We start from the raw sequence: 16,861 nt of genomic DNA on the forward strand, positions 1-16,861 counted from the left end.
TCAGGTGCCCCCGGGGCCCGGGGCTTCCCGGTGCCGCCGGATTCCCCGGAGACACCGCCGCCGGCGGAGGAGATACCCGCGCCGGCCGCCGTGGCCCCTCGGGGAGCGGAACCACTACCAGCCGCAGGAGCCCGACCGGTGTCCGGAGCACCACCGGTCGGCGAAGCGGCTCGCGGCGCCGCGGCGCCGCGGAACGCCATCCGGGTATCCGTCCGGTCCTCCTGGGCCCGCCTGGCCCCACTGCCACGGGGACCGCCGGTCCGGGGACCGTCGGCCTCGTCCGTCCGTTCGGCGCCCGCGGCCGTCCCGTCGGCCCGGGCCGTGCCCGCTTGCACGGTTCCGGCCGACTTGCCCGCCGTACCGGACTCGGCCCGCCGGCCTGCGTCCACGGCTTCTCTCACCCCCTCGCCCGTTTCGGCGGCCGTCTCCTCGCGCCCGCCCCGGGTACCGGGCCCTTCAGTCGACAGCGGCCTTTTCGGTGCCCCGCCTTCGATCGGCTGCTGCGGCTGCGGCTCGTCGCTCATGTCGTGCACGGACTCCTGTTTCGCGTCGTACGTCCCCGTACGCCCCTACGCTTCTGCGCCCCCTGGTTGAAGACTCTCGCACCTGGCGTTCCGTTCCCGGATTCCGGCACGCTTCCGGCAGAAAAAGCGTCGCCGGCCGCCGGTCCCCGGTACTAGGCTCCTGCGCTTCGGTGTCGAGCATCCGAGGAGGTCGACTGGCGTGGGCGCGGGACGGTTGTACGCGGCCGTCGCGGCAGGGGGATTCAGACGGTACGCGACGTATCGGGCCGCCACTGCGGCAGGGGTCTTCACCAACACGGTCTTCGGGCTGATTCTCGTATACACGTATCGCGCGCTGTGGGACGAGAAGCCACACCTTGGCGGGTGGGACCAGGCGCAGGTCGTGACGTACGTGTGGCTGGGGCAGGCGTTCCTTTCGACACTCGCGATCGGTGGTGGGGGCGTCGAGGGCGAGTTGATGGAACGCATCCGTACGGGGGACGTGGCCATCGACCTGTACCGTCCCGCCGACCTGCAGATGTGGTGGCTGGCGACGGACCTGGGGCGGGCGTCCTTCCAGTTGCTGGGTCGGGGGGTGGTCCCTTTCCTCTTCGGCGCCCTGTGCTTTCCGGTGTACCTGCCCACCGACCCCGGTACGTGGGTCGCCTTCTCCGTCGCCGTCCTGCTGGCGATGGTCGTCGGGTTCGGGATTCGCTTCCTGCTGGCGCTGAGCGCGTTCTGGTTACTGGACGGTCAAGGTGTGATGCAGATCTCGTGGATCGCCGGGTACTTCTGCTCGGGCATGCTCCTTCCGCTGAACGTCTTCCCGGGGGCGCTCGGTGAGGTCGTGCGGGTCCTGCCGTGGTCCGCACTGCTCCAGGCTCCGGCCGACATCCTGCTCGGAAACGCGGACCCGCTCGGCACCTATGCCTTCCAGGGGGCGTGGGCTGTCGTGCTGCTGGGCGCCGGGCGGCTGATGCAGTCGGCGGGGACACGGCGGCTGGTGATCCAGGGTGGGTAACGGCGGACGGCTGGCCGACGGCGTGCGGACGTACCGGATGATCGCCGGAATGTGGATCCGGTCCACGATGGCGTACCGGGCCTCTTTCCTGATGACCGCGTTCGGGAGCTTCGCGGCGACCTTCCTCGACTTCGTCGCGATCATGCTGATGTTCTCCCGGGTGGACGCTCTGGGCGGTTGGCCGCTGCCCGAGGTGGCCTTCCTGTACGGGCTGTCGGGTACCGCGTTCGGGCTGGCCGACCTGGTGATCGGGTCGACGGAGCGGCTGGGGCGGCGGGTGCGCGACGGAACCCTGGACACCCTGCTGGTGCGTCCCGCGCCGGTGCTGGCGCAGGTGGCGGCCGACCGGTTCGCGCTGCGGCGGCTGGGCCGGGTGACGCAGGCCGGGCTGGTGACGGCCTGGGCGGTGGTCCGACTCGACATCGACTGGACGCCGCTGAAGCTGCTGCTGCTACCGGTGACGGTGGTGAGCGGCTGCGGGATCTTCTGCTCGGTGTTCGTGGCGGGAGCGGCTTTCCAGTTCCTGGCGCAGGACGCCTCGGAAGTGCAGAACGCCTTCACCTACGGCGGTACGACGCTGTTGCAGTATCCGCCGACGGTGTTCGCGAAGGAGTTGGTGCGCGGGGTGACGTTCGTGCTGCCGTTGGCCTTCGTCAACTGGCTGCCCGCGGCCTTCGTGCTGGGGCGTCCGTATCCGCTGGGGTTGCCGGAGTGGGTGGCGTTCACACCCCCGCTGGTGGCGGTGGGGTGCTGTGCGTTGGCCGGGCTGGCCTGGCGGGCGGGACTTCGTTCGTATCGGAGCACAGGGAGCTAGCAGGTGACGGACGGCGGATCATCCATGGAGGGCTTCATCGCGCTGGAGAGAGTCGAGAAGGTCTTCTCGGTACGCAGGAAGACGGGGTTCCTCAGGCGGGAACGGCATCAGGTGCGGGCAGTGGACACGCTGTCGTTCACCGTGGCGCGCGGGGAGATGGTCGGGTACATCGGACCCAACGGCGCCGGGAAATCGACGACGATCAAGATGCTGACCGGCATTCTGACACCGAGCGCGGGCCGGCTGCGGGTGGCGGGCATCGATCCCTCACGGGAGCGCACACGGCTGGCGCACCGCATCGGCGTGGTGTTCGGGCAGCGGACCACTCTGTGGTGGGACCTGCCGCTGATCGACTCCTACCGGCTGGCGCACCGCATGTACCGCATCCCGGACACCCGTTACCGGGAGAACCTGGCCCGCCTGGTGGAACTGCTCGACCTGGGTGACCTGTTGGACGTTCCGGTGCGGCAACTGTCGTTGGGACAGCGGATGCGCGGGGACATCGCCGCGGCGCTGCTGCACGACCCGGAGGTGCTGTACCTGGACGAACCGACCATCGGTCTGGACGTGGTGTCGAAAGCGAAGGTACGGGGTTTTCTCAAGGAGTTGAACGTCGAGCGCGGTACGACCGTGCTGCTGACCACGCACGATCTGCAGGACATCGAGCAGTTGTGTTCCCGGGTGATGGTGATCGACCACGGGCGGCTGATGTACGACGGGCCGCTCACGGGGTTGCACGAAACCGGGGAGAGCGAGCGGACCGTGGTGGTGGACCTGGAGCGGGAGCTGCCCCCCGTCGAGGTGCCCTCGGTCCGGGTGGTGCGGGTGGAGGGGCCGCGGCAGTGGCTGGCGTTCCCGGCGGGTCGGTCGGCGGCACCGGTCGTCGCGTATCTCGCGAACACGTATCCGCTGGTGGACCTGTCGGTGCGGGAACCGGACATCGAGGCCGTCATCGCCAAGATGTACGCCGGGAAGACGGTCTCGTAGGCTGCTCTCATGACTGACGACGCCAGTCCGGACCTCCGGGCGTCCGACACCGACCGCGATCGGATCGCCGAGGTCCTGCGGGACGCCCTCGCCGAGGGCAGGCTGGACATGGAGGAGTTCGAGGAGCGGCTGGAGGCGGCCTACAAGGCGCGTACGTACGGCGAGCTGGCCCCGCTGACCCGCGACCTTCCGACAACCGGCACGGTGCCGCCCGCGCCGGTCTCTTTCGTCAAGGCTCCGGCGGAGAGCGGGAGCTGGACGGGGCGGATCGTCGGGGGCGGGGGATCCTCGGCGGGTGGAATCGCAATCCTTTCGGGGTTCGAGCGCAAGGGGCACTGGACGGTGCCCAAGCGGTTCAGCTGTTTCACCTTCATGGGCGGCGGCGAGATCGATCTCAGGGAGGCGGACTTCGCGGACCGCGAGGTCGAGATCAACTGCGTGGCGATCATGGGCGGGGTGCAGGTGATCGTGCCGCCGGGGGTGGAGGTCGTCGTCCGCGGCATCGGCATCATGGGCGGCTTCGAGCACCCGAGGGACGACGGGCCACCCGAACCGGGCGCCCCGCGGGTGATCATCAGCGGTGTCGCGTTCTGGGGCGGCGTCGGTGTGGAGCGCAAGGTCACCCGCGCCGAGCGGCAGCGGCTGAAGGAACAGCGCCGGCAGGAGAAGCTGGAGCGCGGTGAGGCCCGGCGCGAACTGCACCAGTCCCGTCGAGAAGAGCGCCACGAACTCCACCGGGCCCGCCGGGAGGAGCGGGAGCGGCGCCGGAACCGGGAGCGCTGAACGCGTTCTTCTTCGTCTCGGGGCTACCGCGTGCAGACCTTGGTCAGTTCGCCGGCAGCTTGCGTGACGGGCTTGACGTCGGGGGCCCGGTCGCCGTTCTTGATGTCCGCGCGCACCGTGCCGACGGCCTCGTCCAGGTCGTCAACCGCCTTGTTGACGTCGGAGCTGCTGGTCTTGTCACCGATCTTTTTGAGGTTCTGCTCGATGGAGTCCAGGGCCGCGCCGGCCCGGGCGGGGTCGTTCGCGGCGTTCTCCACGGCCTGCTGGAGGTCGGTAACGCTGTCAGCGATGGTTTCGGCGGTCTGGACGCAGTCCAGGGCCTTGTGCACGGTGTCGCAGCCGCCGGCGAGGCCGATGGTGAGCGCGGCAGCGGACACGGCGGCGGCGATGGTGGTGACGCGGCCCGTGCGGCAGCGTCGGCTGACGGCCATGGCGGTGTTCCCCTCCCTCGGTACGGCTGGCCGGGTGCACGGTGCGGAACCGTGCACCCGTATCCGTAGGACGCTGGGGAAGGCGCACGGGTTGCCCCCGCGTACCCCGGGCTCTTGGCCGTCCGTTTACCTGCCGGGGGTGGCTCCTTATGTGCCGAGGGTGGCTTCGAGAGCCGCGCGCTGGAGAGCGGCCAGCTCGGCGCAGCCGGTGACGGCGAGGTCGAGCATGGCGCCCAGCTCGTCACGGGCGAAGGGCTCGGCCTCGGCAGTGCCCTGCACCTCGACGAAGCGGCCGTCGCCGGTGCAGACGACGTTCATGTCGGTGTCGGCGCGCACGTCCTCCTCGTAGCAGAGGTCGAGCAGGGGCACCCCGCCGACGATGCCGACCGAGACCGCGCTGACGGTTCCGGTCAGCGGCTGCCGACCGGCCTTGATCAGCTTCTTGCCCTGAGCCCAGGCGACGGCGTCGGCGAGGGCGACGTACGCGCCGGTGATGGCGGCGGTGCGGGTGCCGCCGTCCGCCTGGAGCACGTCGCAGTCGAGGACGATGGTGTTCTCGCCGAGCGCCTTGTAGTCGATGACGGCGCGCAGGGAGCGGCCGATGAGCCGGGAGATCTCGTGGGTGCGGCCACCGATCCTGCCCTTGACGGACTCGCGGTCGCCGCGGGTGTTGGTGGCACGGGGCAGCATGGCGTACTCCGCGGTGACCCAGCCCTCGCCGCTGCCCTTGCGCCACCGGGGGACCCCCTCGGTGACGGAGGCGGTGCACAGGACCTTGGTGTCGCCGAAGGAGACGAGGACGGAGCCCTCTGCGTGCTTGCTCCATCCGCGTTCGATGGTGACCGGACGGAGGTGTTCAGGGGTACGGCCGTCGATGCGAGACATGACGACGAGCCTATCCGGAGTGACTCAAGGGGCTCCTCCCGCATCGGGAAGAGCCCCTTGAGGATGAACCCCGTGGTTCACATCATGTCTTCGATCTCCGCGGCGATCGGGTCCGCGTCGGTGCCGATGACGACCTGGACCGCGGTACCCATCTTGACAACGCCGTGGGCACCGGCGGCCTTCAGGGCGATCTCGTCGACCAGCGAGGCGTCGGACACCTCGGTGCGCAGGCGGGTGATGCAGCCCTCGATCTCCTCGATGTTGCCGATGCCGCCGAGCCCAGCCACGATCTTCTCAGCCTTGCTGGCCATGTTCCTTCTCCCTGATCCGAACCGCTTTGTCGCAGTAACCCACAGTTGGCCCATCTTCGCGAGCGGTCATGCCGTCCGTGCCCAATGATGGCGATCACGACAGCGGAACCGTCCGTCAACTGGTCTACACCACCCTGCGGGCGGTCGCCAAACCCGCGCCCGCTCCGAGTGGCCGGAGGGACGCCCATGAGCGCCGAGAGCACCGTCGGCCCGGCCCGGGAACACTGGAACCGGCTGTTCCAGGGCCTGCAGAAGATGGGCCGCAGTCTGCAACTGCCGATCGCGGTCCTTCCGGCCGCGGGCATCCTGAACCGACTGGGACAGCCCGACGTGTTCGGCGACCAGGGCCTGGGCTGGACGGACGTCTCGAAGGTGATGGCGGGCGCGGGCGGCGCCCTGCTGGACGGGTCGCTCGGCCTGCCCCTGCTGTTCTGCGTGGGCGTCGCGATCGGCATGGCGAAGAAGGCGGACGGCTCGACCGCGCTGGCGGCAGTGGCGGGCTTCCTCGTCTACTACAACGTGCTGCGCCAGTTCCCCGCCGACTGCCCGGGCGGCTCGAAAGCGATCCCGCAGGTCGGCTGCCAGGTCTACGTCGGCACGGGCACCGGCTCCGTGACACCCTTCACCTTCCAGAACCCCGGCGTCTTCGGCGGCATCGTGATGGGCTTGTTGGCAGCCTTCTTCTGGGCCCGCTTCCACCGCACCAGGCTGGTGGACTGGCTGGGCTTCTTCAACGGCCGCCGGCTGGTGCCGATCATCATGGCGTTCGTCGCCATCGCCTTCGCCGCGCTATGCCTGTGGGTCTGGCCGCCGGTCGGCAACGGGCTGGAGAACTTCAGCACGTGGCTGCGGGACGCGGGTTCGTGGGGCGCAGGGGTGTTCGGTGTCGCGAACCGGGCCCTGCTGGTGGTGGGGCTGCACCAATTCCTGAACGTGCCGATCTGGTTCCAGTTCGGCAGCTACACCACGCCCGACGGCACAGTGGTGCACGGCGACATCAACATGTTCCTGGCGGGCGATCCGAACGCGGGTCAGTTCACCTCCGGCTTCTTCCCGATCATGATGTTCGCCCTGCCGGCCGCCGCCCTGGCGATCACCCACTGCGCCCGTCCGGAGCGTCGCAGGGAGATCGGCGGCCTGATGCTGTCCGTGGCGCTGACGTCGTTCGTCACCGGCATCACCGAGCCGATCGAGTACTCGTTCCTGTTCATCGCCCCCCTGCTGTACGTGGTCCACGCGGTCCTGACCGGAGTGTCAATGGCGGTGACCTGGGCGCTCGGGGTACACGACGGCTTCAGTTTCTCGGCCGGGCTCATCGACTACGTCATCAACTGGAACCTGGCCACCAAACCGTGGGCGATCATCCCGATCGGCCTGTGCTTCGGCCTCGTGTACTACGCCGTCTTCCGGTTCGCGATCACCAAGTTCAACCTGAGGACACCGGGGCGGGAGCCGCAGGACGAGGTCGAGGACGTCACCAAAGCCTGACGTCACGAAGGCGTCCGACGCGCCGTGACCAGGTCGCTGGGCAGGTACGGCGCGTAGTGCCGCGGTAGCGGATTTCACGGTTCCTTATACGCCCTTCATCGTGCTACAACAGGTCTACACCACTGAGTGGTGTAGACCAGAGACGCCGCCGTCCCCTTCCTTGGTTCCCGGGCGGCGCCCTGCCCACTGGAGGAACTTGTGACCACGGCCAGCGCCGCTCCCGCGGCCGAGAAGAAGAAGGGCGCCGGCGTGATGCCTGTTCTGCAGCGCATCGGCCGCAGCCTGATGCTGCCGGTGGCAGTGCTGCCCGCCGCCGCCCTCCTCGTACGCCTCGGCAACACCGACATGCTGGGTCGCCCGGAGTTTCCGGCGTTCCTGACGAAGATCGCCTCCTTCATGGCGGCCGGTGGCAACGCGATCCTGAGCAACATGCCGCTGCTGTTCGCCGTCGGCATCGCGATCGGCTTCGCCAAGAAGTCGGACGGCTCGACCGGCCTCGCCGCGGTCGTCGGCTACCTGGTCTTCAAGAGCGTGCTCGGCACGTTCACCGACAAGAACCTGCCGAAGGTGCCGACGCCCGTCGACGGCAAGGTCGTCATGATGGACGCCCCGGCCGACGCCAAGGTCCTCGGCGGCGTGGTGATGGGCCTCGCCGTCGCCCTGATCTACCAGCGGTTCTACCGTACCAAGTTGCCGGACTGGGCCGGTTTCTTCGGCGGCCGCCGGCTGGTGCCGATCCTGTCGGCCTTCGCGGGCCTGGTCCTGGGCATCGTCTTCGGCTACATCTGGCCAGTCCTCGGCGCCGGTCTACACAACTTCGGTGAGTGGCTGGTTGGTTCGGGCGCCGTCGGCGCCGGCATCTTCGGTGTGGCCAACCGCGCGCTGATCCCGATCGGCATGCACCACCTGCTGAACTCCTTCCCTTGGTTGCAGGCAGGCGACTTCCACGGCAAGAGCGGGGACATCGCGCGCTTCCTGGCCGGTGACCCGACCGCGGGCCAGTTCATGACCGGCTTCTTCCCGATCATGATGTTCGGCCTCCCGGCCGCCTGCCTCGCTATCGTGCACTGCGCCCGCCCGGAGCGCCGCAAGGTGGTCGGCGGCATGATGCTCTCGCTCGCACTCACCAGCTTCGTCACCGGCGTCACCGAACCGATCGAGTTCACGTTCATGTTCATCGCGCCGGTCCTGTACGCCATCCACGCGGTCCTCACCGGCATCTCCATGGCACTGACCTGGGCGCTGGGCATGCGGGACGGCTTCGGCTTCTCGGCCGGCGTGATCGACTGGTCCCTGAACCTGGGCATCGCCAGCAACCCGTTCGGACTACTGCTAGTGGGACTGTGCTTCGGCGCCGTCTACTACGTCGTCTTCCGTTTCGCCATCGTCAGATTCAACCTGGCCACACCCGGCCGTGAGTCCGACGAAGAACTGCTGGAGATACAGAAGGCCGAGGCCAAATAAGGGTTCCCGGAAGCCGAACACATATCTAATTCCCCGGCCGGAAGCCGACCGGGGAATTCGGCATGCCCCTGCACGGCATGCCAGAGAACCCCTCCTGCCCTGCGGGACCGCTGGCCCGGAAGATGCAGTGATCATGATCACGAACCTGTTTGTTGATCACCCCGGAAAGCCCTGCCTATGGTCTTCACCAGGCCGGTCACGGCCGTGACCTACCACCAGAGGGGAAAACATGAGCCTGCAAGATCTGCGTGATCTGAAGTTCACCGCGCTCACCGACGAAGAGGCAGCCGCCGCATCCGGCGAAGGCAAGAAGCCGAGCCGCGCCCAGTGCGAGTGGATCTTCGCTCAGATCGGCAATCCGTTCTCCTGCAGCTACGGGGACTACTACCAGCTCTGGAAGTCGCTGGGCTGCGACAAGCTGTAGTGCGGATCGGCGCCCGCCTCGTTCTGGGGCGGGCGCACCCATTCCCCCGGAGTTCTTCAGTGAAGTGGCAGAGATACCACACCCATCAGTCGGGGGACACCGACTGCGGACCAGCGTGCGTGCGTGCCGTCCTGATGCGGCACGGGGCCGTGGTCGACGAGGTGATCCTGCGCGAGTCCACAGGTCTTGGCGAACGCGGCTCCAATCTGCTCAGGCTCCAGCACGTCCTGCGGGGTTACGGAGTCGACAGCGAGCTCCTGCGGCTGGACACCGATCAGTTGCGGCAGGCCGTAGGGCTCGCGGGGCCGGCGATCATCCTGCTGGCCGAGGACGGTCACCGCCACTTCGTGGTCGTCCACGAGGCCACCGAAAGCGGCCACTTCATCATCGGCGACCCGCTGCTGCACCGTCCGATGCGCCTGGAACCCGACGTACTCACCGAGGTGTTCCACGGGGAGGCGCTGGTCACCGACCGGCCGCACACGCGGCTGCGGCGGGGTGTCCGGCTGCGTTCCCTGCCAGGGCACGGCCTGGTGTGGCAGACCGTCCGCGCCCACTGGGGGCGACTCTCGCTCATCTTGCTGGCAACCGCCATCGTGGCCCTGGTGGCACTGCTCAACAGCCTCTTCGTCCAACTGGCCGTGGACCGTGTCCTGCGGGACGGCTCCTCGCGGGCGCTGGCGGTGATGTCCGCGGAATTCCTCGGGATCGCCGTGGCGGCATCGGGCGTCCAGTATCTACGGGGACGCGCCATCGTAGCGCTCAGCCAGTCGCTCCAACGGCAGCTTTCGGAACGCTATCTACACAAACTCCTACGCCTACCTATCGATTACTTCAAGAGCCGCAGAGCCGGTGATCTGGTCAGCCGGATCGACGATGTGCAGGAAATCCAGGGACTGGTGACGGCAGCCACTGTCCGGGCGGCCATCGATATATGCGTGGTCCTATCGGTCGGCGGTTACCTGCTGATGACCGGACCGATTCTCTTCCTCCTCCTGATTCCGCCCGCTGCCGTCAACGTGGTCAGTTCGATTCTGCTGTACCCACACATCAGGAACGCTGCAGAAGAGGCGCTCCAGCGGGACGCCACGCTGAAATCGGAAACGCTCAACTTCCTGCGCGGGCACACCGAGCTGATCGGATACGGAAAGCGGAACTATGCCTTCGCGCGTATGAGCCGCGCCCTACGGCGCAGAATCGAGTCGGAAACCAGACTGGGCCGGCTGGAGAACCTCAATTCCGTGATCAAAACGGCCAGCCAGACGGTCTTCACGGTGGTGGCGGCCTGGGCCGGACTGAACCGGATGCTCTCCGGCTCGCTCACCGTCGGCGAGGTCTTCGGCTTCCTGACCATGGCCGGTTACTTCCTGGGCTCCATGGAGTCCGTGGCGGCCTTTCAGATCACGGTCCAGCGCACCTCAGCAGCTCTCGGCCGCTACCGAGACGTGGTGTTGCAGCGGGAGGACGCACGGCTGGCGCTGCCGGCCGAACAGACCGACTCCCCGCTGGAACCGGCCGACATCGCGGTGCGGTCCCTGCGCTTCCGCCATCCCGGAGCCCGGCACGACACTCTCACCGGAATCGACCTCGATGTCCCGTATGGCCAGAGCATGCTCCTGCGGGGCGGGAACGGCTCGGGCAAGAGCACGCTCCTCGCGCTGCTCGCAGGGATGCATCCCGGCTACACGGGCAGCGTCACCCTCGGCGGGGCCGAGATCAGTCGGATCGGCACCGACGCGTTGCCGCGCCATGTTCTGTACGTCCCCGAGAACCCCATCCTGCTGCCCGCCTCCGTACGCGAGAACCTCACCCTCGGTGCCCCGCACAGCACGCAGGACATCCTGAGGGCCTGCAGCATCGCCTGCTTCCAGGACGTCCTCGACACCCTCCCCGAAGGCCTCGACGAGCCGGTGCGGGAAACCGGCGCGGGGCTCTCGCGCGGTCAGATCCAACGCCTTTCGATCGCCCGCGCGGTGCTGCACGCCCCACGGGTGTACCTGTTCGACGAGACGTTCAGCGGTATCGACCGGGAGACCTTCGCGCGGATCTGGGAGGGGTTGCGCTCAGTCAAGGGCACCAAGATCGTCGTATCCCACGGGCACGTCCAGGATGCCGTGTTCGACCTGGAACTCTCCCTCGACCCCTCAACCGGCCTCTGTACGCAACGCCCGGAAAGCCCTCAGCTGCGATGAAGCTCTCGGAACTGCTCGATCTCCTCCATGTGCCCGGGGCCGTCCCCGCCTCCGCCCTGGCGTCAGACCTGGCGCTGATCACCTCCATGTCGCCGGACCTGGCGAACACACGTCTTGCGTCGTCGGACCCGGCGGACCTGGCAGCGGGGTACACCGCGCACCGGCCACGCCCGGTGACCGCGGTCGTGCTCACCGCCGACGAGGAAGAACGCATCGCCGCGTGCCTGACCGCCCTGACCGACGACGTCGACCACTGCCTACTGATCGACTCCGGCTCCTCGGACGGAACCGTCGAGGAGGCGCTCCGCGCCCGCCCCGGCACACGGATCGTCTCCGCGCCATGGGCCGATGACTTCTCCCGCCAGCGCAACACCGCCTTCGGTGCGGGCGAGGGCTGGTTGTGCCACGTGGACGCCGACGAGGTCCTGGTGCCGACGCACGCGCGCAGGCTGCGGCGTGCCCTGTCGCTGCTCGACTACCTGCTGGCGGAACGCGACTTCGTCGTCTCCCCCGTCATCGCCGACGCCGGCGGACCGGTGTACACCAACACCCAGCGGATACTACGGGCGGACAGCCCGTTCCGCTTCCGGGGCCGGGTGCACGAGCACCCTTACGCCCCGGACGGCCTCGCCCCGCCGCGCGTACAGGTGGACGTCCGTTTCGACCACTTCGGTTACCTGCCGGAAACGATCGAGAAGCGGGGAAAGCGGGAGCTGTACGTCAGGCTGGACCGACTGAGCCGGGCCGAGGAGCCGGACAACCCGAAGTGGGTGTACTACGAGGTCCGCGACGGGCTCACCCCTGCTGCCCCCGAGGAGGAGTTGCAGTCGGCCTTCACCTTGCTGTCGGCCGCCGCCGACCACGTGGTACCGGATGCGCCCGGCTACCGCACCGAGCGCATCGTGGACTCCTGGAGCCTGCTGTGCGAGCTGGCCGTCCGGCTCGGTGAGGCCGACACACTACGGACGTACACGGGCTTGCTGGCGCAGGCGGGACGAACCGTGGAGGCCACCTACTACCGCACGCTCGTGGAGTCCAGCCGGCTACTGGGGCGGCTGTCCGTCCTGGTCGACGGCATCACCTCGGTGGAGCCGGCCGAGCAACCGTCGAACCGCCATCTCATGGCCCGCCTGTTCGAGTTGCAGTCGACGCTCGCACTCGCCGGTGGCCGGTACGAGACGGTGCTGCCCGCCTACCGGAAGGCGGTCGCACGCGGCGCCGGCCGGAGCATCCCCGCGGACTTCGAGGCCCTCGCCCGGCTGCTGGCTGAGGCACGGGACGAAAACATCGCCTGACCCCGCCCGCGGCCCGGGGCCCTGGAACCGCCGCCGCCCCGGGCCACTCGCTAGATCTCGTACGTCTTCCCCGGCGCGGCCAATTCCACCGGACCGTCGAACACCTCACGGGCGTCCGCGAGGTTGACCTGCGGGTCGGTCCACGGCGGAATATGGGTGAGGACGAGACGGCGGGCGCCCGCACGGGCCGCCGTCTCTCCCGCCTCGCGCCCGTTGAGGTGCAGGTCGGGAATGTCCTCCTTGCCGTACGTGAACGCGGCCTCGCACAGGAACAGGTCGGTGTCCCGGGCCAGCTCGTCCAGCGTCGGAGTGACGCCGGTGTCGCCGGAGTAGGTGAGGGACTTCCCGCGGTGCTCGATGCGGATGCCGTATGCCTCCACGGGGTGGCGCACCCGGTCGGTGTGCACCGTGAACGGTCCGATCTCGAAGGTGGACGGCTTGACCGTGTGGAAGTCGAACACCTCGCTCATGGAGGAGGCGGAGGGGGTGTCGGCGTAGGCCGTGGTCAGGCGGTGTTCGGTGCCCTCGGGGCCGTAGACCGGGATCGGCCCGCAGCGACCGCCGTCATAGCGGTAGTAGCGGGCGACGAAGTACGCGCACATGTCGATGCAGTGATCGACGTGCAGATGGCTGAGGAAAATCGCGTCGAGGTCGTAGAGACCGCAGTGGCGCTGCAACTCACCGAGGGCGCCGTTGCCCATGTCAAGAAGCAGCCGGAAGCCGTCGGCCTCGACGAGGTAGCCCGAACAGGCCGATTCCGCGGACGGGAACGACCCCGAGCAGCCGACGACGGTGAGCTTCATGAAGCAGAAACCTCCGTTGGCGGAAATCCGGTGGGCGGGAAGAGGAGCCTGACAGGATCAGGGCTGGCGGGGGTCGTGCGGTTCGTCGAGCGTAAGGCGCGAAAGCGCGGGTCGCTCCTCCGCCAGGGGCCGTTGTGGGCGAACTCACCTGAGCTGTCACCGGTTCGGCTGGACTGCAGGCGTATGAGGTTCACGAGAGGGCGCGCGATGCACACCGTGCGCCGGTAACGTCGTCGTATGGACACGTCCTGGTGGCTGGCGCTCGCCGCAGTGGTACTGCTGGCGCTGGTGGCCACGCTCGTCGACGGCTGGGGAGGTGCCCGCAGGCCCGGCGGGCACCGGAAGCTCCGGCCGCCGGGCCGTGCGGGTACGCGAGCCTCGCACACCGTGCGGCCGGTACCCGGGGACATCTGGTGGGCGAACGTGTCCTATGAGGACCACCCGGACGTCAAAGACCGGCCGTGTCTGGTACTGACCGTGCGCGGCGACCGGGCCACGGTCGCGAAGATCACCAGCAAGTACCACGACGAGCGCGCCGGGGTGATCCCGCTGCCGCCGGGTGCGGTCGGCGACGCCCAGGGCCGCCCGAGTTTCCTGCAGACGGACGAACTGCGCGAGGTCCCGGTGCACGACCTCCGACGCCGGGCGGGCGTAGTCGACCCGGTCCTGTGGGACCAGGTCCGGCACCTCGCCGGTTAGCTCACCCGCACGGTGATCGTCCAGGTCTGGATGCCCTTGCAGGAGACCTGTCCCGGGGAGCTGGGCTGGGCGCACAGGGGCCGGGAGGACGTGAGCTTCACCGTGCCGGCGGCCACCGCCCGGTAGGCGGCCGTGGCATCGCCTGGCTGGAGGACGAAGCCCGCGTTGATGGCCTGGAGCGCGCTGCCACTCGCGGTGACCGGCTTCCAGGGGCGGGCCTTGGTCCCGTCCAAGACGATCCGGACCTCGTCGCCCTTGCTCAGGCAGACGGTACGGCCGCTGTCGGCCGCAGTGAGTTGCCCGTGGACGGAGCAGCCGCGGGAGGGTCCCGGGGAAGAGTGGGCCGACGTGGACGGCGACACCTCGCCGCCGCTGCCGGTGTCCCCGCCGCTCTGCGAGCCGCAGCCGGTGAGAAGCAGCGCTGCCCCCGCGAGGGCGGTGATCGTCGTACGACGCATGGGCTCTGCCTTTCTGCCGTCGTTCCGGCTTCACTCCGGCGTCCTTCCGGCGCGCGCAGCCGGTGTGCAGGGCACGCCGGCCGGCCGCCTGGTGCAGATGTGACGTACCACCGGCCCGAACGGATCCACACCCGAGGCATCCGCGTGTCCGCGCACGAGCGGGGTCCCGCACGCGGAGCGGTGCTCCGCGTGCGGGACCCGGGATGCCATGCGGCTCAGCTGGTCGTCAGGGCGGTGTCGTCCACGACGAAGCTGGTCTGGAGGGAGTAGTCCTCCACACCGTTGAACTTCAGCGTGACCGTCTGGCCCGCCAGCGAGGACAGGTCGAAGGTCTTCTTGCTGAAGCCGGAGGCCGCGTCGAGGTTCGAGTAGGTCGCCAGGGTCTTCGAACCGGCGGTCACCGTCATCTTGTCGTACTGGCTGCTGGAGGTGGTCTCCGCAGTGTCGACGTGCAGGTAGAAGGTCAGGGTCGCCTTGCACCCCGCGGGGATCGTCACCGACTGGGACAGCGTGTCGGTGTGCGAGGAGCCGTAGCCGTCCAGCCAGGCCTTGTAGGAGCCGCTGTGGGCCGCCTCACCACTGGAGGTGGTGATGACGCCGCTGGACGCGGTCCAGCTGGTGTTGCCCGACTCGAAGCCCGGGTTGTTGAGCAACTGCGCGGAGCTGCAGCTGCCGGAGCTGACCGTCCAGGTGAAGGAGGTCGAGCCGGAGGCGCCGGTGGAGTCGGTCGCGGTGACCGTGACCTGGTAGGTGCCCGAGGTGGACGCGGTACCGGAGATCAGGCCGGTGGAGCTGTCGATGGACAGACCCGTCGGCAGGCCGGAGGCGCTGTAGGTGAGGCTCGCGCCCGCGCTGTCGGTGGCGTTGATCTGCAGGCTGGCCGAGTCGCCGGTGGTGGTGGACTGGCTGCCGGGGTTGGTGACGCTCACCGTGTTGCCGGTGCTGGAGCCGGCGGTGAAGGCGGTGACACCGTTCGGGGTGCCCCAGCCGGTCGGACCGTCGTAGCCAGTGCCCGCGGTGCAGAAGTACGACGGGGAGCAGGAGCCGTTGGAGCCGCTGGTCACGTCGTACAGGTTGCCCGTGTGCTGGTACGGGTACTTCGCCGGGTAGTCGCCGGAGCCCGGGGTGCCCGCCAGGGCGTAGACGCCGGCGATGATCGGGGCGGAGGCGCTGGTGCCGCCGTAGACGGCCCAGCCGGAGCCGCCGTAGGTGTCGTAGACCGCCACGCCGGTGGCCGGGTCGGCGACCGCGGAGACGTCCGCCTCCATGCGCTGGGAACAGCCGGTGTCCGTCTGCCAGCTCGGCTTCGGGTCGTAGGCGGAGCAGCCGGAGCCGGTGCCCTCGGTGGAGCTGGTGTGCCAGACGGACTCGCTCCAACCGCGGGAGTTGGAGGAGGTGGTGAGCGCGGTGCCGCCCACAGCGGTCACGTACTGCGAGGTCGCCGGGTACTCGGCGCCGTAGGCGGAGTCGCCCGCGGAGACGGTGATCGCGACGCCCGGGTGCTTGAAGTACTGGGCGTCCTCGGTGGTCTGGTTGGACGCCTCGGGGCCGCCCCAGCTGTTGGAGACGATCTTGGCGCCGAGCGCGACGGCCTCGTTCTCGGCTATGCCGAGGTCGGTGTCGTTCGCGGAGTTGGCCTCCACCAGGATGATGTTGCAGTTCGGGCAGACCGCGCTGACCATGTCGAGGTCCAGCGCCTCCTCACCGGCCCAGCCGGTGTCGTTGGAGGGCAGGTTGGTCGTCGAACCGGTCTGGCTGACCTGCTTGAAGCAGCCGTTGGCCTTGGTGCAGGCGGACAGGCCGTAGGTGGAGCGGTAGGTGGCCAGATCGGCCTCGGCGTTGGGGTCGTTGTACGCGTCCACGATGGCGACCGTCAGGCCGGAACCGCCCGTGGAGGGCAGGTTGTAGGCACTGTGCAGGTTGGCCGGGGAGAGGCCGGAGGGCGTGGATGCGACGGCAGCCGCCAGACGCTGCTTGATGTCGGTGCGCCGCTGGGCGAAGCAGGACGCATGGCCCGGCTTCGCGGTGCTGCACAGGTGCTGGGTCGACACCTTCTGCCCGGCCCTGCCGGTGGAGTGGAAGGTCTGCCGGCCCGGGGCGGTGAGGGCCTTGGCGTTCTGCGTGGCCTTCGAGGTGTGGGGGTGCGCCGGAGCAGCGGCGGGCAGGGCCCCGGCCGTCGGTGCCGCAGCAAGTCCGGCGACCGTGAGGGCGAGGGTGGGGAAGGCGACGGCGAGGAGTCTTCGCAGACTCCGTGTCCGCCTGCTCGGGCGTGACTCACGCATCGGTTACTGCCTCCGTGGGGA

Annotated in this window: 16 protein-coding genes; 10 read left to right on the top strand and 6 right to left on the bottom strand. The window is 68.9% G+C overall.

Annotation, left to right across the window (positions count from 1 at the left end; all coding sequences use genetic code 11):
• Positions 1-723 precede the first annotated feature (723 nt).
• Genes LK06_RS11135 through LK06_RS11150 form a run of 4 tightly spaced genes read left to right on the top strand, consistent with a single transcriptional unit; the run spans position 724 to position 4,108 of the window.
• On the top strand, positions 724-1,524 hold the full coding sequence (locus LK06_RS11135; protein WP_039654874.1) for an ABC transporter permease: 801 nt from the start codon (positions 724-726) through the stop codon (positions 1,522-1,524).
• 37 nt (positions 1,525-1,561) lie between these two features.
• Positions 1,562-2,338, top strand: a complete 777-nt coding sequence (locus tag LK06_RS11140; RefSeq protein WP_086083673.1) for an ABC transporter permease — start codon at positions 1,562-1,564, stop codon at positions 2,336-2,338.
• Between the two features lie 24 nt (positions 2,339-2,362).
• Positions 2,363-3,325, top strand: a complete 963-nt coding sequence (locus LK06_RS11145; RefSeq protein ID WP_052270107.1) for an ABC transporter ATP-binding protein — start codon at positions 2,363-2,365, stop codon at positions 3,323-3,325.
• 9 nt (positions 3,326-3,334) lie between these two features.
• Positions 3,335-4,108, top strand: a complete 774-nt coding sequence (locus tag LK06_RS11150) for a DUF1707 SHOCT-like domain-containing protein (protein ID WP_039654872.1) — start codon at positions 3,335-3,337, stop codon at positions 4,106-4,108.
• 23 nt (positions 4,109-4,131) lie between these two features.
• Here LK06_RS11150 and LK06_RS11155 read toward each other — a convergent pair whose 3' ends face one another.
• The 3 genes from LK06_RS11155 to LK06_RS11165 form a co-directional block, all read right to left on the bottom strand.
• Positions 4,132-4,539 carry a hypothetical protein gene (locus LK06_RS11155; protein WP_043404542.1) on the bottom strand — a complete coding sequence of 136 codons (408 nt, stop codon included), beginning with the start codon at positions 4,537-4,539 and terminating at the stop codon, positions 4,132-4,134.
• A 147-nt stretch (positions 4,540-4,686) separates the two neighbouring features.
• Positions 4,687-5,424: a ribonuclease PH gene (gene rph, locus LK06_RS11160; protein ID WP_039654870.1), complete on the bottom strand. Its 738-nt coding sequence runs from the start codon at positions 5,422-5,424 to the stop codon at positions 4,687-4,689.
• A gap of 77 nt (positions 5,425-5,501) precedes the next feature.
• The gene (locus LK06_RS11165; protein WP_039654869.1) at positions 5,502-5,735 is read right to left on the bottom strand and encodes a PTS sugar transporter subunit IIB; all 234 of its coding nucleotides are present in this window, start codon (positions 5,733-5,735) and stop codon (positions 5,502-5,504) included.
• Positions 5,736-5,921: 186 nt separating this feature from the next.
• Between LK06_RS11165 and LK06_RS11170 the strand changes: the two genes are divergently transcribed.
• The 5 genes from LK06_RS11170 to LK06_RS11185 all read left to right on the top strand — a co-directional run bounded on the left by LK06_RS11170 (position 5,922) and on the right by LK06_RS11185 (position 12,598).
• Positions 5,922-7,223 (top strand): PTS transporter subunit EIIC, encoded by a 1,302-nt coding sequence (locus LK06_RS11170; RefSeq protein WP_039654868.1) that lies wholly within the window; start codon positions 5,922-5,924, stop codon positions 7,221-7,223.
• Positions 7,224-7,421: 198 nt separating this feature from the next.
• Positions 7,422-8,687: a PTS transporter subunit EIIC gene (locus LK06_RS11175; RefSeq protein WP_039654867.1), complete on the top strand. Its 1,266-nt coding sequence runs from the start codon at positions 7,422-7,424 to the stop codon at positions 8,685-8,687.
• Between the two features lie 229 nt (positions 8,688-8,916).
• The gene (locus LK06_RS33105) at positions 8,917-9,111 is read left to right on the top strand and encodes a hypothetical protein (RefSeq protein WP_039654866.1); all 195 of its coding nucleotides are present in this window, start codon (positions 8,917-8,919) and stop codon (positions 9,109-9,111) included.
• A gap of 59 nt (positions 9,112-9,170) precedes the next feature.
• The gene (locus LK06_RS11180; protein WP_071659258.1) at positions 9,171-11,303 is read left to right on the top strand and encodes a peptidase domain-containing ABC transporter; all 2,133 of its coding nucleotides are present in this window, start codon (positions 9,171-9,173) and stop codon (positions 11,301-11,303) included.
• Positions 11,300-12,598 carry a glycosyltransferase gene (locus tag LK06_RS11185; RefSeq protein ID WP_039654864.1) on the top strand — a complete coding sequence of 433 codons (1,299 nt, stop codon included), beginning with the start codon at positions 11,300-11,302 and terminating at the stop codon, positions 12,596-12,598. Before LK06_RS11180 ends, LK06_RS11185 begins: the two co-directional genes overlap by 4 nt.
• Before the next feature lie 50 nt (positions 12,599-12,648).
• Here the strand turns inward: LK06_RS11185 and LK06_RS11190 are convergent, their stop codons facing one another.
• Positions 12,649-13,401 (bottom strand): MBL fold metallo-hydrolase, encoded by a 753-nt coding sequence (locus LK06_RS11190; RefSeq protein ID WP_039654863.1) that lies wholly within the window; start codon positions 13,399-13,401, stop codon positions 12,649-12,651.
• A 237-nt stretch (positions 13,402-13,638) separates the two neighbouring features.
• Between LK06_RS11190 and LK06_RS11195 the strand changes: the two genes are divergently transcribed.
• Positions 13,639-14,100: a type II toxin-antitoxin system PemK/MazF family toxin gene (locus LK06_RS11195; RefSeq protein WP_039654862.1), complete on the top strand. Its 462-nt coding sequence runs from the start codon at positions 13,639-13,641 to the stop codon at positions 14,098-14,100.
• On the opposite strand, the gene LK06_RS11200 is transcribed toward LK06_RS11195, so the two are convergent.
• Both LK06_RS11200 and LK06_RS11205 read right to left on the bottom strand, forming a co-directional pair.
• Positions 14,097-14,558 (bottom strand): hypothetical protein, encoded by a 462-nt coding sequence (locus tag LK06_RS11200; protein ID WP_039654861.1) that lies wholly within the window; start codon positions 14,556-14,558, stop codon positions 14,097-14,099. The genes LK06_RS11195 and LK06_RS11200 overlap by 4 nt on opposite strands.
• A gap of 215 nt (positions 14,559-14,773) precedes the next feature.
• Complete coding sequence (locus LK06_RS11205) at positions 14,774-16,840, bottom strand: putative Ig domain-containing protein (RefSeq protein WP_086083295.1); 2,067 nt, start codon at positions 16,838-16,840, stop codon at positions 14,774-14,776.
• Between the last annotated feature and the right edge of the window lie 21 nt (positions 16,841-16,861).

Source organism: Streptomyces pluripotens, from assembly GCF_000802245.2.
Classification (GTDB): domain Bacteria; phylum Actinomycetota; class Actinomycetes; order Streptomycetales; family Streptomycetaceae; genus Streptomyces; species Streptomyces pluripotens.